Origin of the sequence: Pseudoxanthomonas sp. LjRoot143, assembly GCF_964252945.1 — a bacterium.
Taxonomy (GTDB): Bacteria; Pseudomonadota; Gammaproteobacteria; order Xanthomonadales; family Xanthomonadaceae; genus Pseudoxanthomonas_A.
Window position 1 is genome coordinate 1,014,309 of the sequence record NZ_CAXUPM020000001.1, and the last position, 18,796, is coordinate 1,033,104.

13 protein-coding genes are annotated in these 18,796 nt (G+C 67.1%); 7 read left to right on the plus strand and 6 right to left on the minus strand.

Annotated elements, in window-relative coordinates:
• The first annotated feature begins 2 nt into the window (after positions 1–2).
• From ACSQ1W_RS04740 to ACSQ1W_RS04760, 5 genes are all read left to right on the plus strand, one after another.
• Positions 3–3,710 carry a hypothetical protein gene (locus tag ACSQ1W_RS04740; protein WP_436041898.1) on the plus strand — a complete coding sequence of 1,236 codons (3,708 nt, stop codon included), beginning with the start codon at positions 3–5 and terminating at the stop codon, positions 3,708–3,710.
• Positions 3,711–3,908: 198 nt separating this feature from the next.
• The gene (locus ACSQ1W_RS04745; RefSeq protein ID WP_436041900.1) at positions 3,909–4,919 is read left to right on the plus strand and encodes a hypothetical protein; all 1,011 of its coding nucleotides are present in this window, start codon (positions 3,909–3,911) and stop codon (positions 4,917–4,919) included.
• Complete coding sequence (locus tag ACSQ1W_RS04750) at positions 4,916–5,467, plus strand: hypothetical protein (RefSeq protein WP_436041901.1); 552 nt, start codon at positions 4,916–4,918, stop codon at positions 5,465–5,467. Before ACSQ1W_RS04745 ends, ACSQ1W_RS04750 begins: the two co-directional genes overlap by 4 nt.
• Positions 5,468–5,616: 149 nt before the next feature.
• On the plus strand, positions 5,617–6,879 hold the full coding sequence (locus ACSQ1W_RS04755) for an MFS transporter (RefSeq protein WP_436041903.1): 1,263 nt from the start codon (positions 5,617–5,619) through the stop codon (positions 6,877–6,879).
• A 113-nt stretch (positions 6,880–6,992) separates the two neighbouring features.
• Positions 6,993–7,550, plus strand: coding sequence for a hypothetical protein (locus ACSQ1W_RS04760; protein WP_436041905.1), 558 nt, complete (start codon positions 6,993–6,995; stop codon positions 7,548–7,550).
• Between the two features lie 131 nt (positions 7,551–7,681).
• On the opposite strand, the gene ACSQ1W_RS04765 is transcribed toward ACSQ1W_RS04760, so the two are convergent.
• Together ACSQ1W_RS04765 and ACSQ1W_RS04770 are read right to left on the minus strand one after the other, a co-directional pair.
• Complete coding sequence (locus ACSQ1W_RS04765; protein ID WP_436041906.1) at positions 7,682–8,575, minus strand: SGNH/GDSL hydrolase family protein; 894 nt, start codon at positions 8,573–8,575, stop codon at positions 7,682–7,684.
• A gap of 35 nt (positions 8,576–8,610) precedes the next feature.
• Positions 8,611–8,958 (minus strand): hypothetical protein, encoded by a 348-nt coding sequence (locus ACSQ1W_RS04770; protein ID WP_436041907.1) that lies wholly within the window; start codon positions 8,956–8,958, stop codon positions 8,611–8,613.
• A gap of 267 nt (positions 8,959–9,225) precedes the next feature.
• On the opposite strand from ACSQ1W_RS04770, the gene ACSQ1W_RS04775 reads away from it, so the two are divergent.
• A complete protein-coding gene (locus ACSQ1W_RS04775) occupies positions 9,226–10,368 on the plus strand; it encodes an NAD-dependent epimerase/dehydratase family protein (protein WP_436041909.1) in 1,143 nt (380 codons plus the stop codon).
• A 19-nt stretch (positions 10,369–10,387) separates the two neighbouring features.
• Here the strand turns inward: ACSQ1W_RS04775 and ACSQ1W_RS04780 are convergent, their stop codons facing one another.
• The 4 genes from ACSQ1W_RS04780 to ACSQ1W_RS04795 all read right to left on the minus strand — a co-directional run bounded on the left by ACSQ1W_RS04780 (position 10,388) and on the right by ACSQ1W_RS04795 (position 16,363).
• A complete protein-coding gene (locus tag ACSQ1W_RS04780; RefSeq protein ID WP_436041911.1) occupies positions 10,388–11,179 on the minus strand; it encodes a hypothetical protein in 792 nt (263 codons plus the stop codon).
• A gap of 312 nt (positions 11,180–11,491) precedes the next feature.
• Positions 11,492–12,976, minus strand: a complete 1,485-nt coding sequence (locus ACSQ1W_RS04785; RefSeq protein ID WP_436041913.1) for a DUF1501 domain-containing protein — start codon at positions 12,974–12,976, stop codon at positions 11,492–11,494.
• A 7-nt stretch (positions 12,977–12,983) separates the two neighbouring features.
• Entirely contained in the window at positions 12,984–14,861 is a 1,878-nt protein-coding gene (locus tag ACSQ1W_RS04790; RefSeq protein ID WP_436041915.1) for a DUF1800 domain-containing protein, read from the minus strand.
• A 98-nt stretch (positions 14,862–14,959) separates the two neighbouring features.
• Positions 14,960–16,363, minus strand: a complete 1,404-nt coding sequence (locus ACSQ1W_RS04795; RefSeq protein ID WP_436041917.1) for a GntP family permease — start codon at positions 16,361–16,363, stop codon at positions 14,960–14,962.
• Between the two features lie 172 nt (positions 16,364–16,535).
• Here ACSQ1W_RS04795 and ACSQ1W_RS04800 point away from each other — a divergent pair, with 172 nt between their 5' ends.
• Positions 16,536–18,755, plus strand: coding sequence for a TonB-dependent receptor (locus ACSQ1W_RS04800; protein WP_436041918.1), 2,220 nt, complete (start codon positions 16,536–16,538; stop codon positions 18,753–18,755).
• Positions 18,756–18,796 lie beyond the last annotated feature (41 nt).

Sequence of the window (18,796 nt, forward strand, 5' to 3'; positions counted from 1 at the left end):
TCATGGACAAGCGCATGAAGATGAAGCTGTTGGACTACACGTTGATCTCCCTGCTGGCCGGCGCCGCGCCGATCGCGATGGCGCAGGAGGCAACCAGCGCACCCGCGGACGCGGCGACCGCGACCGTGAGCTGCGAGGGGGAGCGCTGCACCAGCGAAGATGGGCTGTTCTTCACGGTACGCACGCGCAGCTACGACAATCCGGCCACCACGGGGACCGATGCACGGTCCTCCTCGGCCACGCTGCAGCCGGACCGGCGCGTGACCGTGCAGGCGGCATCGCCGGGCAAGGCGGTCGCGACCGGAAAGTTCTCGATCGATCTGCCCGGTGGCGGCGTGATCTGGGCGACCGAGGATCCCACCCTCGGCCAGCCGGAACTGTCGGTGTCCGCGCCATCGTTCGCCGCCTTCGACGGCACGAACGTCATCAAGCCGGTGCAGTTCTACGTGCGCGGCAACTACCCGGCCTTCATCGAGCGCCTGGAGATCAGCCTGTATCGGGCCACCGATGCGGACCTGATCGAACCGCTCGCCACCGTGCCGCTGGACGTGGCGGCAGTGAGTCGCGTCGAATGGAGCGGCGAACTGCCGGCCAAGTACCGTTTCCGCAAGGGCGATGAACTGGTCTACGTGCTGCGCGCCACGGGCGCCAACGGCCAGGTCGACGAAACGCTGCCGCGCACGCTGCAGCTGGTATCGCCGGAAGAAGCCGAGCGCGGTGCGACCGCCGTGCGCAATGCGACCGAACGCCAGCTGGGCAGTGCGCTGAGCGTCGAGCAGGCGCAGGCCCAGAGCCTGATCGACAGCGTGTTCGCGGAGAACGGGCTGCGCCAGCAGAACATCCCGCTGTACGGGTCGCGCATCCGCATCCAGGGCCGCAACCTGCCGGGCGAAGCGTCGTTGAGCATCAACGGCCAGGACTACCCGGTCGACCTGGAGCGCAAGTTCGTCGCCGAATACCTGGTCCCGGTGGGCCGGCATCGTTTCGACATCGCACTGGGTGGACGCGGCAACGATGCGCAGGCGCCGTCGCCCGGGCATACGCTGGATGTCGACGTCACCGGCCGCTACTTCTTCGGTGTCGGCTTGGCGGACGTGACCATCGCGCAGAACAGGATCAGCGGCTCGTCGGCATCGTTCCAGAACGATGCGCGCTACCAGGACGACGTGATCAGCGACGGTCGTCTCGCGTTCTACGGCAAGGCCAAGTACGCCGGCAAGTACCTGGTCACGGCACAGGCCGACACCACCGAGCGCGACCTGGAGCGCCTGTTCGACGGCTTCACCAAGGCCGATCCGCAGGACATCTTCCGTCGCCTCGATCCGGACCTGTACTACCCGGTCTACGGCGACGATTCGAATACCTATCGCGACGTCGACACGATGGGCCGCTTCTATCTGCGCGTGGACTGGGACAAGAACCAGGCGCTGTGGGGCAACTACAGCACCGGCATCACCGGCACCGAGTTCGCCCAGTACCAGCGTTCGCTGTACGGTGCGGCGCTCAACTGGCGCTCCAACGCCAGCAACCGCTGGGGCGATGCGGGCAGCGAACTGCGCGTGTTCGGTTCGCAGCCGGAAAGCGCGCCGGGCCACAACGAGTTCATCGGTACCGGCGGCAGCCTGTATTACCTGCGCCACACCGACCTGCTGCCGGGCTCGGACGTGGTGACGCTGGAAACGCGCGACCGGACCACCGGCCGCACCGAGCACCGCGTGGTGCTGCAGCGCGGGGCCGACTACGAGATCGACGAACTGCAGGGCCGCATCCTGTTGACGCGTCCGCTGGCGCAGATCAGCCGCGACAACCATCCGACGCTGACCCGCGACACGCCGCTGGACGGCTTCGAGCAGCGCCTGCTGGTGGATTACGAATGGGTGCCGTCCGGCTTCGACGCGGACGAACTCACCGTGGGCCTGCGCGGCAAGCACTGGTTCGGCGACCATGTCGGCGTGGGTGCGACCTACATCGACGAGAGCCGCGCGGGCGAGGACTACACGCTGAAGGGCGGCGACCTCACCCTGCAGGCGGGCAAGGGCACGTTCGTGAAGGCCGAATACGCGAAGAGCGAATCGTTCGGCCTGCCCGCGTTCTTCTCCGACAACGGCGGCCTGAGCTTCATCCAGCAGAACGGCACCGCACTGAACCGGGAAGGCGAGGCCAAGTCGCTGGAGGCGCGCGCCAACTTCAAGGAACTGGGCTGGACCGAGCAGGACTGGAGCGCCGGTACCTGGTGGCGTCGCACCGATGCCGGTTACTCGGTCTCGCGCTACGACAACGGCCTGCCGGTGACCGAGTACGGCGCCGAGGTGCTGGGACAGTTCAACGAGAGCATCCGCCTGTACAGCCGCTACACCCGTGCCGAACGCGGTGCGGACGTGCTGACACAGGCGCAGGCCACGCTGGAATGGCGCCTCAACGACGACGGTACGCTGGGCCTCGAAGTACGCCGCGTGGATGAGGAAAGCGGCGCGCTGGACGCGGCCGGTACGCTGGCGGCGCTGAAGTACCAGCACCGCATCGGCAGCGCCTGGGAAGTGTATGGCGTCGCCCAGTTGACCGTGGACGACGACGGCGGCCGCTACGCCGACAACGACGCTTTCACCCTGGGTGCCAAGCATCTGTTCGGCGACAACTCGTCGGTGGGCGCGGAAGTGACGGATGGCGATCGCGGCAATGCGGCGACCGTCAATGCCGAGTACCGCATCACGCCGGAGCACACGTTCTACGGCGGCTACATTCACTCGACCGACACGACCGGCTACGACTCGCTGTTCAACCCGCAGGGACAGAACGGCTGGACGCTCGGCCAGCGCTGGCGCCTCTCCAGCCAGGTCAACGTGTTCAACGAAAGCCAGTTCCTGAAGGAGCGCAACGAGTCCGGCCTGGCGCATACCTTCGGCATGGATTTCTATCCGGCGCGCGGCTGGAACACCGGCTTCACCCTGTCCGAGGGCGAACTGGAGAACGCGCAGACCGGTGGTGTGGTGGATCGTCGCGCGGTCAGCGTGTCCGGTGGTCGTACCTCGCCTGAAACCGACTGGCAGAGCAAGTTGGAATGGCGCGAGGACACCGGTGCCGAGCAGCGCGAGCAGTGGGTCAGCACCACGCGCCTGACCCATCGCATCAACGACAGTTGGCGCATCGCGGCGCGGTTGAACTACGCCGACACCGACGACAGGCTCAACCCGCAGGAAGGCGCCCGTTTCATCGAAGGCAACCTGGGCTTCGCCTACCGTCCGTGGAACAGCCAGCGCTGGGGCGTGTTCGGCCGCTATACCTACCTGTACGACCTGGCGAGCATGGGCCAGCTGGGGGGCGCCGAGTACGACCAGCGTTCGCAGATCGTCTCGCTGGAAGGCGTGTACAAGCACGACCAGCACTGGGAGTTCGCGGGCAAGCTGTCGCGTCGCGAAGGCGAGGTGCGCATGGGGCGGGGCACCGGCGTGTGGCTGGATTCGGCCACCACCTTCGCCGCGGTGCAGGCGCGCTACGAACTGCGTACCAAGTGGCATGCGCTGGGCGAGTACCGCTGGCTCGACGTCAAGGACGGCGGTGCACGGCACGGCTTCCTGGCCGGCGTCGATCGCGACCTCAACAAGCACTTCCGCCTCGGTGCGGGCTACAACTTCACCCGCTTCAGCGACGACCTGACGGACTTCGACTTCGACCACAAGGGCTGGTTCGTCAACATGACCGGTACCTACTGACGGGTCGAACCGCGGACGTCATCGGGCGGCACAGGGGAAAGCGGGCTTCGGCCCGCTTTTTCTTTTTCGGGCGGACGCCGCAGGCCCATCGCCAAGCCCGTGCCGACGGCGGCACACTCCGCCACGGCCGCCACGCCATGGTCCTGGGGAGGACAGGCGGGGCTCGAACGGCATCCGACAAGGACTCCAGGGGGAGCAATGAAGACATCGATGTGGATGGTGGCATGCATGGCCGCCGTCGGTTTTCCCGTGCATGCCGCAGATGCGGGCCTTCCGCCGGGACCGCTGGCGCCGGCGCTGCAGATCGAGATCGTGCTGGCGCAGCAGGAACTGGACTACGAGATTCCCGCCACCGGCCAGGCCGTCTCGGCGGGCGTGGGAGGGCTGCTGGGCATGTGGATCGGCAACTCGATCGACAAGTCGAACGTGGAGAAGGGCGAGAGCCGCATCGGCGCCATCCGCGACCTGCTGGTCGACTATCCCGCCAACGCACGTCTGGAAGCGGAACTGCGGGCCAAGCTTCCCGTGGCCGGGCTGTCGCCCGCTCCCCGGATCACCGTGTGCACGACGCCGGGCGGCGTCATTCCGATGCTGCCGGTCGGCTGCAGCGCCGAGCCCGCCGACGGCGTGCTGGTGATCACGCCGACCCTCAGCATGGACAGCAAGTTCGAGAATCTGACGGTGAGGCTGGACGCGCAGCGCATCAACCGCACGCTGCGCTCCAATGGCAAACCCAAGGTCAAGCTGGTGGATGCCTTCCTCTACAAGTACCGCTTCCCGATCGAACACGCCCCGGACAACGAACCGGAGCAGAACGCGCAGCTGTGGACGCAGCTGGGCGATGGCGCGCTGCCGGCCATGCTGGATTTCGGCATCGTCCAGGTGACGGACATGGTGGTCTACGATTTCTCCAGCGAGGGACGCGCGGAGCGACTGATCCCGAAGCGCGGGTCCACCGCGTTCGGCGGCAAGAGTTTCGACGGCCAGCAAGTGCGCGTCGGCGACCATTGGGTGTGGACGCGCATGGGGAAGAGCTATGGGCACGCGCTGCACGGGTATTACCCCGTTTCCGCGACCGCGCGACCGATGCCTGCATCGACGCCCGTGCAGGCGGATGCCGCCACGGCGGCCCCCGCGGAGAGCGGTGGCGAACAGGCGCCGGAGCCTGCGTCCGCTCCCGCCGCGGATACCGCGGGTGGCACGCCTTGATCCTGGCCCGTAGCGCCATGGCGGCAGCCGTGGCGTTGCTGGCGGGCTGCGCCTCGATCACGCCGATGGAGGCGACGGCGATCCGGGCAGACCGCCTCGCGCTGACGGAAACCACCGCCGCACTGGCGTGTCCTGCACGCCTGGTGGAGGTTGTCGACGACAGGCCGCAGGGCGAATCGGCCGGCATGTACGGGAAGTTCGACCTCCGCTTCGAGGACGCCGCGCGGCTGCTGCGCGAGCAATTGGTGCAATCCGGCCTGGCGGCGGCGCCGACGGCGGAGGGACTCGCTGTCACCGTGCGGCTGAAGCGGCTCTACATGAGCCAGACCAATCAGGTGAACACACCGGTCGTGGTGCTCGATGTATCGGTCGATGGCCATCCCGCGTTCGTCATCCGTCCCAAGGCCACCACCCTCAATTGGGCGGGCAGCGAGAAGGAACTGCATGCGGAACTGCAGCGCGGCCTGGCGTTCGCGAACCGCGACCTCGTGCAGGCGTTGAACCGTCGGTGTCCTTCGACGCAACCACCGGCCGCGACGGCCCACTGAAACGCGCGACATCGCCGCGATGACAGGGCGCGCGCGGCGCCCCACGGTTCCTGCGCGTCCCGCCCGGAAGTGAACGGCCGGAGCGTGCAGGACACACCGTCCCCGGCGGTGCGACGTCCTGTCGCACGCCATCGCCGATAATGACGGCCATGGATCCAACGAAGACACTCCCCACCGCGCCGGACTCGCTCTGGTCCGGTCGTGGCCTGGTGCTGCTGGGCATCGTGCTGTCGGCCTTCAACCTGCGCACCGCGGTGACCTCGCTGACGCCGCTGCTCGGCACGCTGGGCGATACGTTCGGTTTCGGTGCCGCCATGACCGGGGTGTTCGGCATGCTGCCGACCGCCGCGTTCGCGCTGTTCGGTGCGGCCACGCCGGCGCTGGCGCACCGCATCGGCCTGGAGCGGACGGCGTTGCTGGCGATGCTGCTGGCGCTGCTCGGCCTGTTGCTCCGCAGTGCGGCCGGCGACACGACGGCGCTGATGGCGGCCTCGCTGACCGCGCTGGCCGGCATGGGCATCGGCAACATCGTGCTGCCACCGCTGGTGAAGCGCTATTTCGCCGACCGCGTGGGCACGGTCAGCACGCTGTACATCACCGTGCTGCAGGCGGGCACCATTTTGCCGGCGCTGGTCGCGGTGCCGGTGATGGACGCCGCCGGGTGGCGAGTTTCGCTGGGCCTGTGGGCGGTGTTCGCCGCCGCTGCGGCCGTGCCGTGGTGCCTGCTGCTGTGGCAGGAGCGGGCACACAAAAGCCCGCTGGCGCGCGTGCACGACGCGGCGGTCACCGTCGATGACGAAGCGCCCGAACTGGCGGCACCGCGTCCGACCGGCCGCGCCTGGCGCTCGCCGGTGGCCTGGGGCATGGCGCTGATGTTCGGCATGACCTCGCTGGTGACGTACTCGATGTTCACCTGGCTGCCGAAGCTGCTGGTCGAAGCCGGTGGTACGCCTGCGCTGGGCGGCACGATGGTCGCGCTGTTCTCGGCGCTGGGACTGGTGGCGTCGCTGACCATGCCGCAGATCGCCGTGCGCATGCGCAATCCCTTCATCGTGGTGGTGGTTTGCGCAGGCTTCTATGCGGCGGCATTCGCCGGCCTTCTGCTGGCGCCGATGGCGGCACCGTGGTTGTGGGTGGCCCTGTTGGGCCTGGGGCCCAGCACGTTCCCGCTGTCGCTGACGATGATCAACCTGCGCACGCGCACGCCGGAAGGCTCGGCCTCGCTGTCCGGCTTCATGCAGGGCGTGGGCTATTCGCTGTCCTGCGCAGGTCCGCTGACCTTCGGCCTGCTGCACGACTACACGCATGGCTGGGCGCTGCCGATGGCGTTCCTGTCCGCCTGCATCGTGGTGCTGGTGATCGGTGGTTATCTCGCCTGCAAGCCGCGGTATCTGGAAGACACCTGGCATTAGCCGTCATCGTTCACGCCGTCCTTCGTTGACATGGTTTCCATGTCGGCGAAATACTCGACTCGGTCTCGTTCGGCAGGGAGTCGCCAGTGCAGAGCATCGGTATGTGGGCTTGCATGGCGACCTCGACGCTCTGGAGCGCTCTCGCCGTGGCGTCTCCATCGGCGCCTATAGCGCTTGAGGGCGAGACGGTCGCACAGCTTCTCACCCTCCAGGCGCTCATCGGCAACGATACGGATCCGGTTTCGGATGGGTGGCTCGAGTCCGACGCCTGCGCCGTCAGGCTGCTGTCGGGTGTATTGCTGTATCGTCGCGAGCCGAACAAGTACCGCAATGCATTGTTCGCCGAACTCGTCGTTGATGACTACGCCGAAAGGTCAGCAGGCAAATACAACGACATCTATGTCGAAGAGGCCGTATCCGTCATGGACGCCGCCTCATCCGTGCCGCGGGAAATTACCGACCAGCGCATCCGGATGGTGGCCGGCTTCTGCGCCCTCAAGGACAAGAATCTCTGGACGACGGCAGGGAACGGAAGCCGCCTCTCGTTGGCCCGCTTCTTTCGTGGTGCAGCGCTGTCTTCGCTCCTCAAGGGTACTGACGAGGACACGGTAGCGATCACGAGCGCGATCGACGCCCACACCGCCAGCCGCCATGACTCCGTAGCACCGTAGGCCTGTAGGATGGGTGGAGCCGCAGGCGATACCTATCGCGTGGACTGTCCGCTGAGGCGATGATGGGTAGACCGGCTTCGCCGTTAAGAGCCGCCTGCGGCTCCACCCATCCTACGAAGCCGCGTGGTGCCTCACCCCAGCTTGATCTCCAGTTTCGCCCGCATCTGCTGGCGGAACTTCGTCGCCAGCGCGGCGAAGCCGGCGCCGGTCGGATGCATCTCGTCGAACCACTGGTTGCTGTTCGTCAGCACGCCACGCAGGTCGACGAAGTCGAACACCTTGCCGGTGCTGCGGTCGTCGCGCAGCGGCACCAGCACGTGGTCGACGAAGCCGTCGATCAGCAGGCGGGCGAATTCGCGTTGCTGTTCGATGCGCGGCAGCACGTGCGCCACCTTGTTGCCGATCCACGGGCCGACGCCCTTCTTCAACAGCGCGGCCGCGCCCAGGTTGCCCAGCGTCAGCTGCGCGGGACGGCCCAGCTCGCGTGGGTAGTCGTAGGTGTGCGCCAGGATCGGGGTGTTCGGCCGGATGGCCTGGAACGCGGTGACGAAGGCACGGTAGCGCTCCCGCACTTCCTCGTAGCGGCCGGTCGCCACGACACGCTGGAAGGCGGCCGCCGGGCTCATCTGGCCGGCGCCGCGGAACGTTGTCTGCAGGAAGACGTCGACGAAATCATTGCCCCCGGCGCTGATCAGCACCAGGTCGAATTCGAAGCCGCGGTACCAGGTGGACAGGTCACGGATGCCGCGCGCGGTGAACATGTCCACCGCCAGGTCGCCGCTGTCCTCGGTGCGGAAGAACAGGCCACCCGCACCGAACAGCGGCACGCCTTTCTTCTCGTCCTCCGGCGCCGGGTACACCAGCCAGTCCAGCAGGTTCATCGACAGCGGCGTGGAGAACCACGAATCGCCTTCGCAGAACACGATGGGCGTGGAAGCGAAGGCGGCGGGCTTGCGGGCGAGGGCGCGGTACAGCGTGCGGAACTCGCCGCGGCGGGTGGTCATCAACGACTGGGAAGCGGGCATCGCGTCACTCCATGGGTCAGGGGTCCCCGAAGGGTTCAACGCACGGGAAGGGGGAGGGCGGCCGTGGCCACCGCCGCGGGGCCGATGAGGCGGCGCTGTCGTGCGCCAACCCCGGCCCGGTCCTGCGCCCTTCCTCTCACAAAAAGGTTCGGCGTTGGATGTTTCTGATCGGCCGTTCCATCAAAAAGATCCGGTGTTGGATGTTTTTGATCGGTCGTTCCACCAAAAAGATCCGGCGTTGGATGTTTCTGATCGGCTGTTCCATCAAAACGATCCGGCGTTGCATGTTTTTCATCGGTCGTTGCACCGGAAAGATCCAGCGTTCGATGTTTTCGATCGGCCTTTCCATCGAAAAGATCGGGCATTGGATGTTTCGGATCCATCATTCCGTCCCGGAGATCCAACGCGGGAGGTTGTCGGCCCTCTTTCGTGCCCCAGCGGTCGGCGTCGGATCCCCGGGGCCGTCATGGTCGCGCCGGGGCCTGCTCGCGGCGAAGGCCTCGTGCAACGCCCTCCGGAACCCGTGCCACGGCCGTCCGCGAGGGTGCCCGTGGTAGGCGCACAGGAAGTCACAACGACTTCCGGCAGGGGTGGGACGCCGATGGCAGTGCTATCTAGTCGCTTTCCTGACATAGCTGGGGAGCACCCGCATGACCACCCGTCGTGACCTGTTCAAGCTGGGCGCACTGGCCGCCGCCGCGGCCGCGTTGCCGTCGTTCGCGTCCGCCGCCAACGAGGCCAAGCCCGTCGGCAAGGCGGCCAAGCCGCTGAACATCCTGATCCTCGGCGGTACCGGTTTCACCGGGCCGTTCCAGGTGGACTACGCGCTGAAGCGCGGCCACAAGGTCACCCTGTTCAACCGCGGCAAGCGGCCTTCGCCCGAGTGGCCGTCCGAGGTCGAACAACTGCACGGTGACCGCAACACCGGCGACCTGGCCGCGCTGAAGGGACGGAAGTGGGATGTCTGCATCGACAACCCCACCAGCCTGCCGTTCTGGGTGCGCGACGCCGGCAAGGTGCTGAAGGGCAATGTGGGCCACTACCTCTTCATCTCGACCATCTCGGTCTATGCCGATGGCAGCAGGCCCGGCATCAACGAGACGTCGGCGCTGGCGCAGTACAAGGGCAAGGATGCGATGGCGGAAACGCAGGAATCGCTGCGCGCCGACATCGGCAACCTGTACGGCCCGCTGAAGGCACTGAGCGAAGCCGAGGCGCACAAGCAGTTCGGCAAGAACGTCACCATCGTGCGCCCGGGCTACATCGTCGGCCCGCGCGACGAGACCGACCGCTTCACCTACTGGCCGCACCGGGTGGCGCAGGGTGGCGAGATCCTGGTGCCGGGCGAGGGCAGCGACCCGATCCAGATCATCGATGGCCGCGACCTGGGCGAGTGGATGATCCGCCTGGCCGAAGCGAAGACCACCGGCGTCTTCAATGCCTGCGGCCCCGACTACACGCTGTCGATGGACGCCATGCTGCACGGCTGCCAGGCCGTCACTGGTGGCGGCATGACGCTGACGCACGTGACGCCCAAGTTCCTGGAAGAACAGGAGGTCGGTCTGCCGATCTGGGTGCCGTCCAAGGACAGCGAGTACGCCGGCTACGGCTCGGTCAGCAACCAGCGGGCGATCGCCGCCGGCCTGACGTTCCGTCCGCTGGCCACCACCGTGCAGGACCTGCTGGCGTGGTTCCGCAGCCTGCCGGCCGAACGCCAGGCCAAGCTCAATGCCGGCATCACCCGCGAGAAGGAAGCGGAGTTGCTGAAGGCGTGGCGCGCGCGAACGGGGTGAGCCCGCGCGCTGCGAGCGGCTATGGCGATGCGCACTCCTGGCGCTCCACGTCGCGGGTATATCCGAATACCGCACCCTGTACGCTCGCGGCGAGTGTCGGCTGCACACGCATGTGGTCCGCCGCCTGCGCCCGCGCGCGGGCCAGAGCAGGGGGGTCCAGATCCTGCTCCAGATTGCGCACGGTCTGATCGATGAACGTCCGTGGCGTGGCGAAACGCTCGTCATCGCGCATCAGCGACTGCGCATACAGATAGAGCGCGAGAGCCTGCGACCGGTCGGGCGTCACCGCCTGCGCCAGCAGGTGGCGTTGGCCGGGTTGGGCGGGGTTGTGGGCCGCGGCAAGTGCGAGGACCGTAGACAGGTCGCCTTCGGCGACCGCGCGCTTGGCGAAGGTCTCCGCTTCGCGCTGGTAGACGCGCAGATTGTCCAGGTTCTCCAGCGTTTCGTTCATCCGGAATGCGTTGCCGACCGCATAGTGGCGCATCGCCACCACGTTGCCGCCGATGGCCGCGGTGCGCCAGTACTGCAGGCGTTGGTTGGCACTGACCGCAGGGACGCCCTCGCAATGCGCGCTTTCCTGCAACATGCGTTCTGCGCCGGCCGCCATCGCCTGTTGCGTCTGGCGAACCGTCGCCTGCAGTTCGGGTGTCATCCTGGTGCCTTGCGGGAGGCGGACGTTCGTCGATTTCATGGCCTCCGAGATACTGGACAGTTGCGTCGCAATGCGGTCGCAGTACTCCATTTCGGCCGCGAGCCTGCAGGCGGCATCCGGCTCACCCGCATTCGCGCGGGCGCGCAGGTCGGGCAGCACGTCGCGCAGCGGCAGTTGCAGGTCCGGTAACGGACGGTTGGGCGGTCGCGGCTTGCCCGCGGCGCGTTCCGGTAGCGCGGGGTTCTCTAGGGCCGTCGGCGCGGCCGATGCCGTTGCACCGGCGGTATCCGATGCGTGGGGCGCCGGGGAATGGGTGCGCCCTATCCACCATCCGAGGCCACCTACGACTACCAGCAACAAGACCACGTACAGGTGGTACGAACGCGATACAGGCATCCTTGCGATCTCCCCGCATCCATGGCGAGCGCCTAGCTCACCACGGCGATGCAGCCAGGGCAAGTCGCCTTCGAATCAGCGCTCGCGCCGTACCAGCATGCGGTCCACCGGGCCACGGCGCTGCCAGTCGGGCACCGCGCGCTCGGTGGGCCGTTCTATTGGCGCCGTCGGTGACGACGCGTCCGGTACGACCAGCGATGGAATCGAGGTGGCGGTGACCGCCGTGTCGTCTGCCTTCGGCGCCAGGTCGGTGCCCTGCATGATGCCCAGCGGGGCGTAGCCGGCGTAGCCGGGGAAGACCTGGCTGAGGTTGGCGTTGCCCATGCGGCGGATCAGGATCTCCGACATCACGCGGCGATAGTCGGTGGTCACCGGTACGTCGCCGAACGTGGGCGACAGGATTTCCGGATTCAGGCCCGGCCAGCTGCCGTAGAAGCGGCGCCCGTTCACCGGGCCGCCCAGCACCAGCATCGGGTTGCCGTAGCCGTGGTCGGTGCCGCCGTTGGCGTTCGCCCGCACACGGCGGCCGAACTCCGACTGCACCACCACCGTCACCCGCGCCATCTCGCCGGTACCGTTGAGCTCGGCATAGAACGCGGACAGTGCCTGCGAGAGTTCGGCGATCTTGTTCTGGTAGTAGTGGTAACCGCTGCCGGCCGTGCCCTGGCCCTCGTGCGTATCCCAGCCACCGAGATCCACCGTGGCGTAGCGCAGGCCCAGGTTGAAGCGGATGGTCTGCGCGATGGTCCACAGCTGCTGCGCGAAGCCGTTGTTGGGCCAGGTCGCCGGCAGGCTGGCGTACCCCTGCTGGCCGATCAGGCGCAGCGCGCCGTCGGCACGGCGACCGCTGGTTTCCAGGCCGGTCTGGCCATTCCACAGCGAGGCCACGGTTTCGTTGACGCCACGCAGGCCGGCAGGCGAATCGGTGCGCGTGCGCTGCCAGCTCCAGGCCGTGGTGTTGAGCGAGAAGTCGGACGGACTGCTCATCGTCATCGCGTCGATCGCGCCCATCAGGCCCGCCGGCTGCGTGCCGCCCACGCCCAGCGCGGGCAGGGTGCCGGTGCCGTTCGGACGCGTTTCCCACGCGCGGGTCATCCAGCCGGTCGGCGAGCCGTATTTGCCCGGCGTCCCCAGGTCGATGTACAGCTGCGCGTCGAAGTGGCTGCGCGTCACCGTCGTCGCCATGCCGCAGGCGTGCACGATGGCCATCTTGCCGTCGTTCCACAGGTCGCGCAGGCCATTGGCCGAAGGGTGCAGGCCGAAGCCGGTACCGGTGCCGGCGGACAGCGTCAGCGGCAACGCACCGTACGCACCGCTGGTGTCGATCTTCAGGCTGGGGCGCGCTTCCTCGTAGAAGCCGCGGTCCACGCCGTCGATCGGCACCACCAGGTTCAGGCCATCGATGCCGCCGCGCAGGAACAGGTGCACCACGGTGTCGTAGCTGTTGACGGCGGCGTCGACGGGATCGGCGAACATCAGGCTGCTGCCGGCGGTGCCGACGATGGCGGCCGCGCCGCAGCCTTTGACGAATTCGCGTCGGGTGAGTCGGAAGTCGGTCATCGGGGCCTCAGCGGCTCATGAATTCGGGAGTCATCAGGATCAGCGCCACCACGCTGCGCAGGCGCTCGTGGTTGTAGTGCCGCTTCAGGTCGCTGCCCTGCCACGTATTGGTGTCGGTGATGACATAGGTGTTCGGGTCGCCGTTCTGCGCCAGGAACGCGACCAGCGCCTGCTTGCGTGCGGCCTCGGGCTGGTAGCCCAGCAGGCGCGTGCACCACCACGTCACCAGCGTGTTCGCGGTCCAGGTGGCCACGGGTACGTTGGCGCGCGTGGTGTCGACGATCGGATGCAGGGGGACGTCGCCGTCCTTGCTCTCGGTCAGCCAGCCCAGCAGGCGCCAGCTCATCGCGAACGAATTGGAACCGGACCACGCCAGCCCGCTGTCGGGATAGCCGTTCGGCGCCGGCCAGTTGTACGGCGTGTGGCCGGTGAAGCCGTACAGCCACATGAAGTCGCCGCTGCGGCCGTGATCCAGGCGGATCGTCCAGTCGCCACCGAGCGTGCGCATCGCGGCGACGGCGGTATCGAACGGACGGCGGTTCTTCTGGCCGAAGCTGTTGACGAAGTCGTCGGAATTCAGGATGTGCCGCAGCACCAGTTCGATCTGGTTCGGCGCGCGCCAGTTGGCGCGGAAGATCGCCGCCGCGCTGTCGATCAGCGCCTGCTTGGGCGTATCGCTGATGAAGCGGCGGATCAGTTTCTTGCAGATGAACTTGGCCACGCGCGGATGGCTGGCCAGCCGGTCCAGCACGTCGCGGCCGTCCTTCAGCGCCGGCTGTTCCGGATAGATCAGCATGCCGAGCAGGAACTTGGGGCCGGCGTCGTGCCACGACTGCCGGTAGACGAAGGTGCCGTCGTTCTCGGTGGGGAACTGCCAGTGCCCGTTCTTCGCCGACCAGCCGGTGAACGCGGCCGAAGTCTCGTACACGTCGATGTCGGTGTAGCCGATCGGGTAGGCCGGGTCCTCGGGGCAGGGCGGGACCTGGAACGGGTCCATGAAGCCCAGGTAGTTCTCGGCGCCGAAGGTGTGCAGCTCCAGCAGCTCGCGGGCGAAGTTCTCGTTCGGGCCCGAGCGGGAATTGTTGAGGTTGTCCAGGTAGTACAGCATCGCCGTGCTCTGGGCCACGGCTTCCAGCATCACGCGGAAGTTGCCCTTGGCATTGGCGCGGATCACGTCGCGGTCGTAGTGGCCGAACACCGGGCCGGCATTGAAGTCGTTGCCCAGCACGTTGAAGTGGTCGTGCCAGAAGTTGACCAGCACTTCGCGCAGTTGGCGGCGCGAGTACACCGCGCGCACGAACGCAGCGCGCTGGATCTCGTTGGCGGGCCGGATGCGGATGCTGTACTCCGGGTTCGTCACCACGTGGTCCGCCCAGAGCTGCGTCAGCGACTTGTTCAGCGTGGTGTAGCCACCCGCGGTCAGGCGGTTGGTCACCGCGCTGTCGTCGATCGCGTCCCAGTTGAGCTGCCAGTCCACGTAGTTCGCCAGTCGCTGGCGGTCGCTGCTGCCCAGTGCATTGAACTCGGCGACGGTGGCGGCGGTGGCGCCGTAGCTGAGGTTGTTCAGCGCCTGCACCGCGAACGGCGGACGCGCCATCGTCAGCAGGCTGGGATTCGACTGCCCCATCATCACGCGGCCGCCGCTCGGTGCGGAGGCGGCGACGGCTTCCGGCGCGGGGGTGGTGTCCTTGGGGCTGGCGCGTTCACCGCCCTTCCAGCCGTAGAGGCGGTTCAGTCGCTGGCGGACCTGGGTATCGAGGCTGGGCGGGGCCGGCTGCGGTTTTGCCTGGACACGGGCGTCCAGGCGGGCACGCGTGCCGACGGTCTTGCGCCGCCATGGGCCGCGCGCGAAGAGCCGACGCCACGGGACGGTGTAGTACGCCATGCGGATTTCCCTGACTTCCCCGGAATGCGGGAAGTATTGTGCAAGCGCGGTGCCCTGTTTGGGACCGCGCGCACAGGCCGGTCACGCCATGCGGCGCGTCAGACCCAACCTGTGGCGTAGAACACGCCAATCACGACGAAGACGGCGGCCGTCTTGATCAGCGTGATGGCGAAAATGTCCTTGTAGGACTGCCGGTGGCTGAGGCCGGTCACCGCCAGCAGCGTGATGACCGCCCCGTTATGGGGCAGAGTATCCATGCCGCCGGACGCCATCGAGGCGACGCGGTGCAGGACATCCATCGGAATGCCGGCGGCGTTGGCATTGGCGATGAAGCTGTCGGCCATCGCCGCCAGCGCGATGCTCATGCCGCCGGAGGCCGAGCCGGTGATGCCGGCCAGGGCGGTGACCGAGATGGCTTCGTTCACCAGTGGATTCGGAATGGCCTGCAGCGCGTTGGCGACGACGAGGAAGCCGGGCAGGGCGGCGATGACCGCGCCGAAGCCGTATTCCGAGGCGGTGTTCATCGACGCCAGCAGCGCGCCGCCGATGGCGCTCTTCGTGCCCTCGGCGAAGCTGGCGAACACCGGCTTCCACGCGAACACGATGACCGAGGCGATGCCGACCAGCAGCGCGCCCTGCACGGCCCAGATGGCGGCGACCTTCGAGACGTCCTGTACGACGGGCGCGGGATTACCGATGACCGCCGGCACGAACGACTGGCTCTCGCCGTAGAAGCCGGGAATCCAGCGGGTGAACAGGAAATTGGCCACGCCGACCAGCAGCAGCGGCAGGATCGCCACCAGCGGGTGCGCGAGCCTGTCGCCCTTGAAGGGCTCCGGTTCGTTGCGCAGTTCGTCGCTGCCGGCATAGCCCTCGCCGTTGCGCGCGGCGACGCGGCGGCGCCATTCCAGGTAGCTCATGCCGACGATCAGGATGAACACCCCGCCCAGCGTGCCCAGCACCGGCGCGGCCCAGCCGTTGGTGCCGAAGAACGAACTCGGAATGATGTTCTGGATCTGCGGCGTGCCCGGCAGCGCGTCCATGGTGAAGGTGAACGCGCCCAGCGCGATCGTGCCGGGCACCAGCCGCTTGGGGATGTTGCTCTGGCGGAACAGTTCGGCCGCGAACGGATACACCGCGAACACCACCACGAACAGCGACACGCCGCCATAGGTCAGCAGCGCGCACACCAGCACGATGGACAGCATCGCGCGCTGCGCGCCGACCACCTTGATGGTGCCGGCGACGATGGCCTTCGAGAAGCCGGAGATCTCGATCAGCTTGCCGAACACCGCGCCCAGCAGGAATACCGGGAAGTACAGCTTCAGGAAGCCGACCATCTTGTCCATGAACAGGCCGGTGAACATCGGCGCGACCAGCGAGGGGTCGGTCAGCAGCACCGCGCCGAGCGCCGCGATGGGCGCGAACAGGATGACGCTGTAGCCGCGATAGGCCACGAACATCAGAAAGCACAGCGCGGCCAGCACGATCAGGAACGACATCCACCACTCCTCGGCCACCGCCGGTTGCAAGTGCGGCGAGTATCCGCAGCGCCACGCCGGCCGGCCCACTGTACGAAGGTACGATGCCGTCAGCGCCGCGCGCCCCCTAGTGTTCGCTTCAATCGGCGGCATCCGTCCGCCGCCATGTCATACCCGGGAGGAGGGGAGACCCATGAAGCGCAAGCACCTGAGCCTGGCCATCGGCTGTGTCCTGTTGTCGTCCATGCCGCTGGCGTGGGCGCAGGACGCCGCGCCGGCCACCGCGTCGCCAGCCACCAATGCCACCACGCTCGATTCGGTCAAGGTGACCGCGCGCAAGCGCGAGGAAACCCTGCAGGACGTGCCCGTGGCGGTCACCGCCTTCACCGCGGAAACGCTGGACAAGCTGGCCATCGAGGATATCGGCGACCTCGATGCGCAGGTGCCCAATCTGACCATCTACGCCGCGCGCGGCTCCACCAGCACCGTGACCGCCTACATCCGCGGCGTCGGCCAGGCCGATCCGCTGTGGGGCGTGGACCCGGGCGTGGGCATCTACCTGGACGACGTCTACATCGCCCGTCCGCAGGGCGCGCTGCTGGACGTGTTCGACGTGGAGCGCATCGAAGTGCTGCGCGGCCCGCAGGGCACGCTGTACGGCAAGAACACCATCGGCGGCGCGATCAAGTACATCTCGCGCGGCCTGCCGCAGGAAACCACGGGTTTCGCCTCGGTCACCGTGGGCAACTACAACCAGCTGGACGTGAAGGCCGCGCTGGGCGGCGAGATCGGCGGCAAGGACAGCGGCCTGCGCGGCCGCGTGTCGGTGGCCAGCATGAACCGCGACGGCTTCGGCACCAACACCTACACGGGCCAGGAAGTCAGCGACAAGGAAATCAACGCGGTGCGCATGCAGCTGGGCGCGTACTCGCAGGACGATTTCGATGTGCAGGTCGCGTTCGACTACATGGACGACCAGTCCGGCGTGCGCGGCGCGAAGATGCTCGCCCCGAACCCGCTGGCGCCGGCGTATCCGCCCACCGACGACCGCTACGACATCCGCAGCGGCATGAAGAACATCAACGATACCGAGATGAAGGGTGCCTCGATCACCGCCAACTGGCGGCCGAGCGAGAACTGGGCGCTCAAGTACGTGGCCGCCAAGCGCGAGTCGGACACCGAGACCAACATCGACTTCGACACGATTCCTTCCCCGCTGGTCGACGTGCGCGCGTTCTACAGCGACAGCCAGGTCAGCCAGGAATTCCAGGTCAACTACGACGGCGGCGGTCGCGCCCGCGGCGTGATGGGCCTGTACTGGTTCAACGGCGACGCCGGCGGCCAGGTGCTGAACTACTTCTGGAACCCGGCGCTGGCCACCAGCCTGACCAATCCGCTGTTCGGCGATACGCAGGGCGTGGTCAACACCAAGAGCATCGCGCTGTACGCGGACTGGACATTCGACCTGACCGACCGCCTGACGCTCGATGTCGGCGCGCGCTATACGGACGAAGACAAGCACGCGGTGGCGCTGAACCGCTTCTACACCAGCAACCAGTACGAAACGTCCTGGGGTGCGGCGGCGAACTTCGACAAGACCGTCAACTTCAAGAACGTCTCGCCGAAGGTCTCGCTGGACTACCAGATCACCCCCGACATCATGGTGTACGGCCTGGCGTCGCGTGGCTTCAAGTCCGGCGGTTACAACATCCGCGCCAATACGACGGCGGTGCCGCGCTCGGGCGAGCCCTTCGACGACGAGCAGGTTGACAGCTTCGAGATCGGCAGCAAGATGTCGTTCCTCGACCAGCGGATGTTCCTGAACCTGTCCGCGTTCCACAACAAGTACGAGGACATCCAGCTGTCAGTGTTCACTTCGTACACGCTGCCGAACGGTTCGCAGAGCTTCTTCGGCGACTTCACCAACGCCGGCAAGGGCACGGTCAACGGCGTGGAGGTGGAATACCAGTTCCTGCCGACCGCCAACTGGCTGATCAGCGGCAACCTGGCCTGGCTGGATGCGAAGTACGACGAGTTCTTCAGCAGCGGCGTCAACATCGCCGACACGCAGTACTTCACCAATGCGCCGGAGTTCTCGGGTGCGCTGAACGTGGAATACCGCACCGACCTGGCCAACGGCGGCAACCTGTCGGCGCGTGTGGGCTATGCCTACCAGTCCGAAGTGTGGCCGACCACCGACCTGAGCCCGGTGATCAAGCAGGAGGGCTACGGTCTGGTCAACGCGGGCGTGATCTGGAAGGTCAACGATGCGTGGAGCCTGTCGCTGCAGGGCACCAACCTGGCCGACGAGGAATACCGCACCACCGGCTACAACATCGCCGCCTACGGCGTGCTGACCGGCTTCTACGGTCCGCCGCGCCAGTACAGCCTGACCGCGCGCTACGACTTCTGAGTCGGGCGTCGCAACGGACGACGCGGCGGTGCATGCGCATC